8 protein-coding genes are annotated in these 12,871 nt (G+C 65.0%); 2 read left to right on the top strand and 6 right to left on the bottom strand.

Annotated elements, in window-relative coordinates; genetic code table 11:
• Positions 1-75: 75 nt before the first annotated feature.
• Positions 76-2,337: a restriction endonuclease gene (locus ACIQG9_RS27965; protein ID WP_400408031.1), complete on the bottom strand. Its 2,262-nt coding sequence runs from the start codon at positions 2,335-2,337 to the stop codon at positions 76-78.
• 542 nt (positions 2,338-2,879) lie between these two features.
• Here ACIQG9_RS27965 and ACIQG9_RS27960 point away from each other — a divergent pair.
• On the top strand, positions 2,880-3,485 hold the full coding sequence (locus ACIQG9_RS27960) for a hypothetical protein (RefSeq protein ID WP_400408026.1): 606 nt from the start codon (positions 2,880-2,882) through the stop codon (positions 3,483-3,485).
• Positions 3,442-4,992 carry a restriction endonuclease gene (locus ACIQG9_RS27955; RefSeq protein ID WP_400408024.1) on the top strand — a complete coding sequence of 517 codons (1,551 nt, stop codon included), beginning with the start codon at positions 3,442-3,444 and terminating at the stop codon, positions 4,990-4,992. Before ACIQG9_RS27960 ends, ACIQG9_RS27955 begins: the two co-directional genes overlap by 44 nt.
• Before the next feature lie 38 nt (positions 4,993-5,030).
• Here the strand turns inward: ACIQG9_RS27955 and ACIQG9_RS27950 are convergent, their stop codons facing one another.
• From ACIQG9_RS27950 to ACIQG9_RS27930, 5 genes are all read right to left on the bottom strand, one after another.
• Positions 5,031-5,528: a hypothetical protein gene (locus ACIQG9_RS27950; protein WP_357491928.1), complete on the bottom strand. Its 498-nt coding sequence runs from the start codon at positions 5,526-5,528 to the stop codon at positions 5,031-5,033.
• An 898-nt stretch (positions 5,529-6,426) separates the two neighbouring features.
• Entirely contained in the window at positions 6,427-7,542 is a 1,116-nt protein-coding gene (locus ACIQG9_RS27945; RefSeq protein WP_400408023.1) for a DUF4062 domain-containing protein, read from the bottom strand.
• A 111-nt stretch (positions 7,543-7,653) separates the two neighbouring features.
• On the bottom strand, positions 7,654-10,233 hold the full coding sequence (locus tag ACIQG9_RS27940; RefSeq protein WP_400408022.1) for a PHP domain-containing protein: 2,580 nt from the start codon (positions 10,231-10,233) through the stop codon (positions 7,654-7,656).
• A gap of 609 nt (positions 10,234-10,842) precedes the next feature.
• Positions 10,843-11,214: a hypothetical protein gene (locus ACIQG9_RS27935; protein WP_400408020.1), complete on the bottom strand. Its 372-nt coding sequence runs from the start codon at positions 11,212-11,214 to the stop codon at positions 10,843-10,845.
• A 914-nt stretch (positions 11,215-12,128) separates the two neighbouring features.
• Complete coding sequence (locus ACIQG9_RS27930; RefSeq protein WP_400408018.1) at positions 12,129-12,659, bottom strand: hypothetical protein; 531 nt, start codon at positions 12,657-12,659, stop codon at positions 12,129-12,131.
• Positions 12,660-12,871: the final 212 nt, after the last annotated feature.

Genomic DNA, 12,871 nt, shown 5'->3' with positions numbered 1-12,871 from the left:
CCGACCCCAAGCCGTTCGTCTGGACCAGAACCGCCGACGAGATCCTGAACAACCTCGCCACATACTGCGGCCGAATTAACGACTCAGGACACTAGGTGGAGGCTGGCCGCCGTGGACCAGCCGCCGCAGGTCCCATACGGCGAACCAGAGGAGGCCTGCGAAGGGGATGCCGAAGCAGGCGTTGCCGATCACCGCATTCGCCGCGGTGTTGGGCACCCATTGCCCGGTCACGGTGATGGCGATGGCGGCGATTTCGCTCACTCCGAACAGAAACGTCAGCAGCCACAGAAGGCCGCGCCCGATCCACTTCCAGGTCCGCGACCTGCGGGCCCGCTTCGCGGCGGTTTGCAGGTCGGCGATGGTGTGCAGGGCTGGCGGTAGTCCGGGCTGCGACGGTGGGGTGCGAACCCATTGGCTGAGCGTCTCTCGATCCCCAGGGACGAGCCGGCTGCGGACAGCGTCTTGCCAGGCGGCCCTTAACCCGTCAGCGAAGCTGATGACATAGGGCACTGAGGGCGTGAGCTGCGCATGAGCTACGCGAGGGGGTGCGGCGTGAGCGCCGAGGAGTTGGGCGATCGATGGTAGCCAGTCCGGCAGTGTCTCCCGGTGGACAGCTTGCCCGGAGACGATGCGGTCCCAGTGGTTCCGCCATGGCTTCAACCAGTTCGCAACTTCGAAGTTCGCGACGACGAGGCCCTCTAGGGCGTAAAGGGGGAGTGCCACGGCCGCAGTCATGCCCTCTGCATAGCCGCGGCGTTGATCGGCGAGGCGCTCGTCGGTCGACGGGCTCTGGTTGGCACGCCCAGCAGCATCCGCCGCTACTGGAGGTTCGACGGGCTTCCGAGCCGCTGGTGGCACCGCGATCGCTCCCACCGTTGCCCTAGCCCGGCCTCTTGCAGGCTGAACGGCCTCAACCGGTGTCACCCGGGAACGACTGCCGCCTACCTCCGGCTCCGGTCTGCGAGGGATTCTGCCGTCGGTGGGGCGTTGGCCGACGATTTCGACCTCCGCGACTGTGACGTGGCCGCCCTTGGCGCGGTGGCGCCCCATCACGTAGAGCGATTCATCGGTGCGGCGCATGAGCGCACCGGGATGCCCGGAGATGCTGAAGGAGCCCAACGACCTGTGTTCGTTCGCCTGAAGGTCGAACAGCACCAGCGACATGTCGTCCAGAAGCGTGACGACCTGCTGTTCGTTGAGAGTAGTGAGTGCGAGGACGCTTCCTGCCGGTGCCGGCAGGCGTCGTTCCACGGTGAGCTGCGATGACAGTTGGACGAGGTCGGTTCCGTCTGACACGACCAGTCTCGTGCTGTTCAGCCAGGCTGCCGCCGTCACCGTCAAGGGCAGCTCACGCCACTTCTCGTCTCCGACTTGGGTGCCCAGCCTGATAAGGCGGGCCGGCGCGACATCCGCCGATCCCCGATCGAGACACCAGGTTGATCCGTCCGGGTTCGCCAGCAGGTGACTGTCATCCAGTCTTGCTGCTCCACTGGACACCACGGTCAACCGGCCTCCCGCCCACCGACCAACGCCGTGTCCTCGGGTCATGAGAAGTGCACCATCCGCAGTGGCAATCGCGCCGTTGCTGCAGCCGAAGACAGGTGCGACCCATTGGGAACGCCGAGCTACCAGGTCCACCGCGAGGATGCCCTGTTCGAGGGTGATCAACGCGGAGCCATCCCGGTCGGTGCCGATCCCTGTGCGCCGCCCGTCGGTATGGCCCACGGCGCGGACGGTGGCCACTCGGAGGAGCCCGTCCAGACCTGTCGCTACCGGCTCAGGAGTCACTGTCGGCGTCTCGGTCCGATGCCTCAGGAGCTCAGCGATCGGCGTATAGGCGCGGCCGTGGAAGGAAGCGGCGTCAGTAGCCAGATCGAAGAGTTCCTGCGGCGGCACGAAACCGCTAAGCATCGCCTCCCAATGGGACTGGTCCAGCAACAGCACATCCAGACGCCGCCCTTTGTCGACCTCAGCTATTGCATCGTCGGTGAAGCCTTTGATCGCCAGGAATACTCCGGTCACCCCTGCCATGCGTTGCTCGACGCGTCGTTGGAGCTTCGCGATCGGCCCGGTCCCCGTCTTGCCTCGCTCCCACTTGGCTTCCAGGATGAAGCGCCTGCCCGCGTAGCTAAAGACAACGTCCAACTCGCCGACGCTGCGCTGGTCTGACTTCGCTCGCAAGCCATAGGCCGTCAGAAGCTCGGCGATCATCCCGTTGAACCGCTGGCCACGAGCGTTTGGGGTCATCCCGGCGCCCAGTTGGCAAAGCTCGCTGTACTCGGCAACAAGCCTGCGCCATCTATTCGGGTCCTGAAGCACCATTACATGCTGTCGCATCACGCTCACTGGTCAACAACCACCCGGACAAAGATCCGACCGGACAGGTCAAGTTGATGCCGAGGCCAGCCCAGGGCCGGCCAGTTGATCAGCACCATCTACTTGATCAATCGCGGAAGCGTGAACCCACCGTGCGGTCATCTGACGCACGAAGACGTGCCTGGGTCAGGCCAACACCAGCCACCGAGCAGCCACGACCGCCGCGAACGGAGCCGTCACCGACCCCGCCACGCTTTCCGAGGGTCGGGTCAGACGCACGCGGCGCCTCGACAGGGCTCGCAAGCCGCTCTGAGGGATGCCGCTAGCTGCTTCGCTCTCGACCTTAAAGGCCCGGAAGTACCGGGTAGGTCAGGCTGCCAGCGCATCCGGCCCTTGGCCCTGGGACTGGTTAGCCTTACAAACTGGGCTCCCGAGCACCGTTGTGCCGCGCTCGATCGCCATCCACGGCTCAGTTAGACGGCCCGGATCACCAGGACGTCCGTAGGCGGTCGTGTCGCGCCGCTGACGGGGGCCATGTCAGAGGTCGGTCTTAGAGTGTGGCTGTGGAGGAGTCGGGGCGGAAGCGCGAGGTGACGTTGACTGAATATGACGTCGCCGGATACGAGTTCCTCATGACTGGGACCGATGCGCTGATGCGGGCAATGGACCCGGTGTACAGGCGCATTCGGCGGGTGCCGTTGGACGATGTCTCGTCCGTGTCAGTGGATGTCGGTGAAGGCCGGACCGTACAGGTAGAACCGATTGACGCGTCGTCCTGGATCTCATTCGACGTCCGCGAGGCCATCGCGGGAGAACGACAACTGCTGCTGTCCGAGATGGCTTTTCTAGCGCAGAGGCAGCTCGCGACCATCATGAGAGGCTTCTACTCGCATGTCAACGAGGTAGCGGAGGCGGTCGGTAACACAGTCAGCGGCCCCATGTCATGGGACCTGATCATCGACGCACTCGAACGAGTCGACCTAGTGTTTGGTGATGACGGGGAGCACGGCGGGATGATCGTCATGAACCCGGAGACCTACGCCAGACTCGTCCAGCAAGGACCTCCGACAGCTGCGCAGGAAGCCCGTCTAGACGACATTTTACGACGGAAGCGGGAGGAGTTTGATGCTCGACGGCGTCATCGATCAGTACCTCGCGACGGTCACTGAACGCGAGTTCGACGCTCCCCTGCTCGCGCTGCTGCAAGCCAACGGCTTCACCGACGTCCATCAGCTACACGGGGCGTTCGAGTTTGGCAAAGACTTCATCGCCAAACGCCGCGAGGACGGCGAACTGCGGCAGTACGCACTGCAGAGCAAGGCCGGTGACATCAACCTTGCCGAGTGGCGGACCATCCGGTACCAGGTCGACGAGATTCGCTCGGACGGTCTCGCGCATCCTCACTTCGACCGTAACCTGCCCCGGGCCGCGGTCCTTGTGACCACGGGGCGGTTGGTCGGCGGAGCGGCACTGCAAGCACAGGACTACAACACCCGCGTGCAGGGGCTCGGCGAGCCCGGGTTCGAGCTCTGGGACCGCGACACCCTGCGTCCGATGCTCGCCGCCACGCCCGCGTGTGGGTTGGCTGCGGGCAGCCCCGGCGACCTGCTGGAGCTCCTCGGGCAGATCGACCAACAAAAGATCAACTATCAGGCCGTCGAGCAGTATACCCGACGGTGGACAACCAGGCCGCTACAACAGGTGGCGATCGAGTCCGCAGTTGTGGCCAACCGGCTGCGGGACAATCGGCGCACCGACCTCGCAGCAACCGTCGCTCTCGCAGCTCTACGCGCAGCCGTCTGCCAGCCAACGGCACCTCAATCCGCAGAACTGGCCGGCTCGGCCAAACTGCTGCACGCCGCCTACGCCACCCGCCTCCTCGACCGCTACGGAGACGCCGCCAGCAACCCTATGGACCTCCTGAAGGAAATAGCACCGGGCTTCATTCACCTCACCTATCCGGTGATCTGCCTGCGCCTGGCCGAGATCTGGGGGCTCCTGGGCATATCACCGGACGTTGACGCCGCGACAGCCGCCCGGGCACGACAAACAGTGAGAACGCTGCTGACCCACCAGCCCGGAGCGGCGCACCCCGTATCCGACAACTGGGCGGCGAGCATGATCCCGGCCGTGCTTTCCCTACGCGTCGAGGATCCGGCGACTGTCGAGACCTACCTGCGTGCCGCAACTGGCTGGGTCGCCGACGCCTACGACACCGGCCTCGGCCTCGCCCCCGTCGGTGCCAGCCCGACTGAGGAGGCGACGCACTTCCTCGGGCCGGAACTCGAGCACATCGAAATCGCCACGCCCAGCACCTCGTATGCTGCGACGGTCCTGCTCGACCTGGCGGCGGCGGCGAACCTACCCGAGACTTACCTGTTCATCTTGAACGAACTCCTCGCCGCCGGGGCGAAGCCAACCCTCACCCTGGCCGACGAGACACGCGCACAGTGGGGCGTCGCCCGTGACGGGCTCGCACTCATCCCGGTCGTCAGATACACAGAGTCGTGGACCGGCAGTATCGGCCAAGCCGACCATCACCTCGCTGATGACACCCCCGGTATTGCGGCCTGGGACGCCATCGCCCTGTCAACACTGCCCCGCAACCGGCACCCCTGGTGGGCGCTTCAGCGCCTGATGACTCAAGGCGGAGCAGCGCGCCACCAATCGTCCTGATCGATCAAACAGCGTCATCGAGGTCAGAGGATCGGAAGCTAGGTCCGACGTGGCGCGACCACTGCGATAATTACTGCCGCCACACCAGCCGCAACCAACGCCATCGTAACAAGCACTCTGCCCTTTTCTAGCGGCCCATCACTGTTGACAATTCCTACAATCTCTTGGATCGCGGTTCCCAAGAGAGCGCCACCGATGATATTGAGGACCGCTTTCCAGGGAGGAGCGGCTGCGTGGCGGAGCCTGCTTGTTGCACGTCGCACATGGTCTGCGGAAACTGAGTCAAGACGGTCTCCTTTAGCAAGAGAGATCGACTCTTCGCCCAATTGGCGGAAATAAAGCGTCTGACACTCGGCCAAAGCCACGGCAGCAGGTTCCGAGAAGCCATCCATCTCGAAATCCTGCAATCTCCTTTCCAGCGCCTTGGTAACTCGGTTAAACTCTGCTCGATCGACGATCCGGCTCAGCTTGCTCGCGTCAATTCGCAGATACTCCCGCTGCTGCGCGAGCCGTCGCGAACCGCTACTACCCGCCATCGAAAGATCACACCGATCCGTGAGTCTTGGCGTTGCGGGAGCCAGGCGAGGCCATCGGCAGATCGGCTAGCAGTCGGAGTTGCGCCTCAAGGATGTACGAGGTGACACGGGATGCTGCAATCCTGGGGCCTGGATCAGTGATCCGCGGCCGCAGGAAGCGGATGCGCAAAGCGCCAGGACGAAGAATGTTTGTAACGGCTAACGCTAAGGAAACAAGCGAGGCAGAAAAGAGGGCGAATTTCCAATATTGAGGACCACCGCCGAGAAGAAATCCGGCGGTGAATAGCGTCGTTGATGCAGTCGCAAGCAGGCTTGCCACTGTGCCTATTCGTGCTCCCATTGCGCCTCGCTCGTCGTGCCACCGGCCCTACGGCTTTGAGGCCAGACTATGGGTCGCCTCCCATCTACGCAACAGCGTTGACACACGGGGTATCGTTCCGCGTCGCTTGAGCAGACGAGGGAACGGATGTATTGGGGGTTGTCACTACCCACGGCGCTGGCGGGTTTGAGGAGACCATTGAGTTCCGCCCGCTGTCGTCGATGACCAAATCCGGCACCCACCCCTTGGGCCGGGAACAGCGAGGGCAGCATCGGAAAGCGGTGCAGGTGCATGTCAGCCGAGGCGGCGACGTCGGCGGGCAGGTCCCCTCGCGCTCTCGCTGTTGCCGAAGGTGTCCCTCTTGAAGTCCAGGTCAAAGTCGTCATGCACCCCGTTGTCGATCAGAGCGACGATGTGATGGACGGTCAGCTGATCTACTGAAGCGTCGAGACGGCGAGAACGTAGAGCAGCCATCCGACGATCGCCCTCTTCGCCGTGGCCGTGAAGGCCCCCCGCTGCCGCCCGCCCGGGCGTGACCGACAACCGGACAAGCTCACGGTGGGACGAATATCTGCTCGGCTACCGGCGGGCCGAGACAGCGTCGATAAGAGTCCGACTCAGGGTGCGGCCCACCTCGGCAGCCCCCGGACCGAGCGCCGCTAGGGTCACGAGCTCGTCAGGTGGCACCTGGATCGGGTCGTTCGACAGCATCAGGCTGGTGGCCTGCTGACGGGGCTGCCCGCTGACCCGGCCGACCGACATCAGCCCCTCGGTGCTGACGCCGACACCGATGGCCACCTGGTCGCCGTCGAGAACCCCTAGACCGCCGACGAGACGCAGCAGTCCGGCGATCTGATCAGGCAGGGCGTCCGGGTCGAGAATGGCACCCATCCCGTCGCCCGGGAGTGACGCCCACGCCGAGGTCTGCCCGTCGGCGGCCGTGCGTATGCCGAGCAGCTGCGGCGCGCGGACCTCGTTCCATCGGCTGTTCCTATCGGGAACGGTGACGACCACGGCGCCGCCCTGGCGAGTGGAGGTTAGTGGGTCGGCCGCGTCGATCTGACCGCTGGCGCGCAGTCGCGTCGGCAGGAGCTGTTCCAGCTCGGCCATCACCCGAGCTGGCCGGTTCGTCCCGGTGGCCGGAAGAACATGAACCTCGACGGCCGGCGGAAGGCTCGACGTGTTGCCACGCCGAGCCTCGAAGTCTGAGCGCCACGTCACCGTCACCGGGTGCGGCAGCGGCATGAAGGCCAGCGGATCCCCAGCGCTCTCCAGCTCTCTCAGCTTCGTCGCGACCTTCGTCTGCAGTTCGGCAGTCGTGGCGAACGACTCGTAGAACACGCCCGTGCCGTAGTCACCGATGAAGCGAACGAACTCCTCCTGGGCGGGCTCCAACGTCACGCCTAGCTTCCGGTACACCAACCGAGGCATCCCGGCGGCCTTCGCTGCAATCCACTCGTCATGGGTCGGTGACTGCCCGGTGTCGGGCAACGGGTCGCCATAGCGGGGCCCCAGGATCAGCACGTACACCTCGGCCGAGGCGACACCCTTCAGACACGCCTCACGGCTGGGTGACGTCTGGGCGGTGAAGTCCTCGAAGCGCACCGGCGTGTGCCCGAGCGCCGAGATCAAGCCCGGAAGTGCGTCGCGCTCCTCTTCGAGCTCCCGACGAACACTGCTGATGAAGACCCTCATGTACGCATTGTCCCCTGCGCCCGCTGTCCCTCGGGGACGGCATGCCGCACACGACAGCCGGTGGTCGATGGGATTGCGGCTGTAGCGTTTTGGGCCGCCAGCCACCCTGACCTACAACATCGACGAACCCAGCTTGACCGTCCGGCGCTTGAAGGGGACCGGGCCACCTTCCAGGTGGTACAGCGCCAGGGTGTTGAGGTCGTGACGCTCGAGGGATCCGGTTGCCTCGACGACACCGTTGTTCGCGTCGGAGGTCAGGGTGATGATCATTTCCGCGTCGGCGGAGACGACGAGGCCAGGGCTGCGGGTAGCGAAGATGTACTGCCGGCTACCTCGCAGGTCGCGAAGCTTCGCCACGAGGTATTCCTCGATCCACGGTGCGTGAAGGGCGTCCTCGGGCTGGTCGATGATCAGGGGATCGTTGCCGTCGGCGAGGGCGATAATGAGGATGGCCGTGCACTTCTGGCCATGCGCGAGCCGCTCAATCGCCACATACCCGTCGTTGGCGTGTTTGCGGAACTCGACGGACAGGCCGTCGTGCAGGTCGAGGGTCTGCATCCGCAGGAAGTCCTCGATGGTGCCCTTCTCCCGCACGTACTCGAACAACGTCTCGACGTGCCTGCGCTCCGCGCCCGTGGCGTCACACACACCGTTGACGTCATCATCGAGGAACGAGCGGACCAGCTTGACCGGGATCGACCCTTCGCAGATCAATTGGAGGACCTGAGCCCGCAGCCGCGATCCTTTGGCGATAGCCGTCAGCTCGGCCAGGTAGGCCGAGTCGTCGTTCTCGGACAGCATCTTGATCCGAACGATGCCACCCATGAGCTTGTTGAGCGCCTTGATCCGGTCCTCACGCCGCCGGCGCCGCGCCTTGCGCGCCTCGATGAGCTCGGCGATCAACTCTTCCCGGTAGGACGTGGCCGTGGCCAGGTTCGGCACGAGTTCGTCGTCGAGCTGGGTCTGCTGCGCGTCGAGTTTCGCCTTCTCCGTCTGAAGTTCGACGAGCCGGGTGCGCAGGGCAGCGAGACCCTTGTTATCGACATCGATACGGTTGACCGCTTCGGCGAGTTCGTGGTCGAACTGCCAGTACCGGTCGTGCCACTCCTGTCGGATGTTGACGAGTTCCTTGTTCACCACCAGCAGGACCTGCGCCAGCTGCGCGTTCGCCGTCTCGATCGCCTCACGCACCTGTGTGTATGCCGTCTGCGCTCGCTGGTAGAGGTCCTGGTTGTCGGCGATGGCGGGCGCAACCCGGAACTTCTCTCCGCTGTCTGTTCGGGCGGTGACCTTCAGTTCGGGGATGCCGACCACGGGCTCGAAGAGGGCCTTCTCCGCACTCCACTTCGCCTGCATCTTGATGGTCTCGCCGTCGAACAAGCCGGATAGCTCTTCCAGGCGCTTCTCGACCTCCGGAAGGGTCTCTAACCTCGCGCGGGCCTGCGCGATCTTCGTTTCGAGCGATCCGATGAGTTGACCGTTGTCGTTGAGCTGGCTGACCGCGTCCGTTTCGCGGATCTCGAACTCGCTCAGGTCGAGGGCGGCGTCGATGAGCGCCATCCGGCCGACCGGAGTCCGGGCGTACTCGATCACCTCGCCCTGCGAGAAACCGGTGATCGCGATCCGGCCGGACAGACCGGTCAGATGCTCGGCGTCGCCAATGAACTCTGGCTGAGTAGAGCCGTCCTCGAAGTACGCACGGCGTACGAGGCACCGCGCGTGGCCGCGGGTGAGCACGACCTCGACGGTTGAGCCCGAGGTGAGCGCGTACTTCAGCCGGGACTCGACCTCCTTGCGGACCTGGGGAAAGTCGTCGGCATCGGTCTGCTGGTCGAGCGTGAACCGGACCAGCTCGATGAGCAGCGATTTGCCCGCTCCGGTGCCGCCAAGCAGGCAGTTGAGATCGCACGAGAACTCGAATTGCTGACCGTCGAGGAACCCACCGGTCACGGTCACAGACTCGATCACCGTGTGCTCCGACGCCATGGGTTCTTCGAGGCGGACACGCAGCGCCGAATCCGCCAGCGCATGCCGCAGGCCACACAGGTCCGGCCGCGAGGCCTTGATCCAGGTCCGGCGGTGGCCGATGCCACGCAGGACGTGGGTGCTGGCACCGGGTGCGGTGGTGTCGGAACTGCGGACGACCGCGAGCTCGCGCCGGCCGTCGAGCCGCGCCTTGATTCGCTCGACCTCAGTGAGGTCGACGATCTCGACCGCGCCGATGGCGGCGTCGAGCAGCGTCTGGTTGATGCGGTCGGCCACGGCGAGCCGGAACAGGCCCTTCTCCCGCTCGGCGTGCGCCGGGATTGCCAAGCCGCCCCGGGCGGTGATGACCTTCGCGGTGTCGATGAAGCCCTTGTCCAGGGCCTTGTGCAGGTCGCCGTGGTCGGTGCGGGGCACCCCGAGTTCAACAAGCACGTCCTCGATGTGCTGGGCCGGGGTGCCCTCTTCCCAGATGGCGAGGAGATGCCCTTCGGCCGTGCTGAGCTCCAGGCCGGGCAGCACCACGAGCGTCGTGTCGCGGGCGGCCTCAGCCATCCTGTCACACCAACCGGCGGTGTTGTGGTCGGTGACGGCGATCGCGTGCAGCCCGGCATCGATCGCCGCGTCGACGATCTGACGGGGCTCGCTCGCGCCGTAGGTGTGCGAATCGACATCGCGCGAGGCAGGGGTGTGCACGTGAAGGTCCACGGCCCAGAACCGTGCGGGTCCGCGCTGCGTGCCCGCCGGCGATGCCGCCCGACTACTCCCTGTTGAAGCCATTGCTGACGTCAAAGCACTCGCTCCGTGTGATCGTTCGCCGATGATCTGAGCACCCGGCTCGACACTGTAACGCTCAGTGAGCCCATGAAGAGGCGCGACACTCGCCCATACGTACGAATAGGGTGCCACCGGATGAAGCCGCGCCACACCCATCCGCCACGGTCAGCCGTCCGACCCGTCGAGGAGCTCGGACTTAGCGGAGTAGATGGCTTCGTCCAAGGACAAGGCCACCTACCCGGACGTTCCGTTAGCGCAGCGCGCTGTCGGGGCACGTCGCCCGGCCGCCACGGATGCGCTCGGCTGCCTCGACGTTCTTGAGGAGGTGTTCCGCGAGTAGGTCGCTGTAGACGGTCGCCATCTTCGTTGACGATGCGCCCGTCGATCAGGCGCACGAGTGCCACTGCCCAGCTGGTGGCATGCGAGAGCGGCGTTGCCGCTACGTACACGTTCCAGTGCCGCCGCGTTGCCACGATCAGGGCCGTTCACGCCTGTCAGGAGGCCCAAAGGCCGCGTCGTGTTCTCGCGGTTGACCGCTCGTCACAGCACAGCGGCAAGGCGGTCCAAAATCGGAACGCAGCGATCACCGGACACGAGGCGCGGCTCGGCCATCGCGAATGGAGCGTCGTCGCGCACGATCTTCAGAGTGCTGACGTAGCGCGAGTCGGCCGACAGGAAGATATCCGCATCGACCAGGTAGGAGCTGTGTTGTTCATCGGCCGGGTTACCGCCTGAGATCTTCTGCGTGGTCTGGATGTGGCGAACAGCCCATCGGATCCAGTTTCTTGGTACAGCCTCAGCAGACGCGTCGTAGAGCCAGAACCGGGTGAAGTCCGCGCGGCTACTGCCGAGGCGGCGAAGGTCGACGTAGGCACCGACCCAGTCCGCGAAGGTCGTGTCTTGCCGGGTCACGGACGGCGCGGCCGGGGACCACCACGAGCTGATGCCAGTACAGGTCCCTGAGCTCGGCCCGCCACGCGTCCACCTCGTCGCCCTCGATCCATCCAGCGCGGTAGTGATCCGGCGTCTCGGGCGCAAGGCGGGCCTTGATAGCTGTCAATGGGCGAAAACTAAACCGCGTTTCTAGCACATCGTGGCGTTGGCGACGCTGCTGCCGCACGATGTGTGGGGCGATGGGCGGCTGAGCCTGCTGCCAGAGATGAAGTCGCTCTGACGTTTCTCGCGCCTGCCGCCAGATGGTTCTGGTCCAAAACGTGTTGAGCGAGGCGACGGTGGCGGTGTCCGGCATCGCACGCAGCCATGCTGGCCGCGCTCTCCGAATTTCGGCCACAACCTCGGCCGACTCAGACATGGCTTCGGTTGGCAGGCGCCGCCGGGAACCTGTAATGAGCGCTTCGATGATGCGCTGCCTGGGCGCGGGCACCGGAAGGTCCATCACCTCGACGAGTGTGCTCGGGGTGACGAGAACCTCCAGTCCGCGCGACTGCATGAAGTCCCGGAACGGGCGGGAGGTGCCCTCATCTCCGAGAGATGGCCAGATGTTGGTGTCGAGTAGGACCCGCACGACGTATCTACATACCCACCGCATGGGGGTTGTATCAACGCAGATTGGCTGCGAATAACAGCGGTTGGGCTGCAGTGCGCGGGGGATACTCGGCTGGTCTCGTGCTGTGACCGGCTCCTCGCATGCGCGTCTTGCCGGATGTGGCTCAACAGCGGCACGAGCCGATCGACGCGGTGAAATGCGTAGCGCTGGCGATCGGGCCAATCAGGCCCGCGGCCGCGAGCAGGGCCGGCAGCGTACCCAAGCTGATGCCATCGGCCACACGCCCGCCAATTCGCCCCTCACCGCCACTAGAAGTCCGCTAAAAGGTGCGTATGTCCACTTCGTCTGCCGCCAAGCGCGCCGAGTAATACCCGTGGGCGGCACCGCCCACAACGCCGGCGGCCAGTCCGCAGACCGCTCCAACCCAGCCGTTCAGCCCATCTCCGCCCGAGAGCCACGCGACCAGCGTGAACACCAGGCCGAGAGGCCACAACAGGAAGACCATCAACAGCAGCAGCGGCGGCATGAGGAATGCGGTCTTGGCGAGCCCATCGAAGGCGAACCCGATGACGATCGCTCCCACCTCGGTCTTGACCAGAGCCCCGATGGCAGTGACTCCAAGGGCGACGAACAAGCCCGAGACCAGTTCTTGGGAGAGGTTTGGCCAGCGTTCCTGAAAGCGCTCGGCAACCGGGTGGATGAGGATGAGCGCAAACGGCGCGAAGAGGATCGCCAGGGTCGTTATCCATACGGCCGCCGCACCCAGGGACCAAAGGATGCGGCCCAGGGCATCGACCAGTCCTCGAAGGACACCCCGCTGGTGTGCGAAGGCGACGACAAGGACTCCCACGACCAAGGGATAAGCAACGATCGACGATGAGGAGCAGGTACATGTCGGCGAGACGCTCACGGATCTCGTTCTCGTACGCCAGCAGCGCCTCCCACGCGGCCCGGTTGCGCGAGCGGGTGATGAATCTGTTGGTCAGCAGGGTCGCCAGCGCCCGTCGCGCCGGGGCTGGCAGGCGTGACCCGTCTGGGCTGTCCGGATCGTCGCCGTCGAAG

The organism is Micromonospora sp. NPDC092111 (assembly GCF_044755745.1).
Lineage (GTDB): Bacteria > Actinomycetota > Actinomycetes > Mycobacteriales > Micromonosporaceae > Micromonospora.
This window is presented reverse-complemented; position numbering and strand designations above follow the sequence as displayed.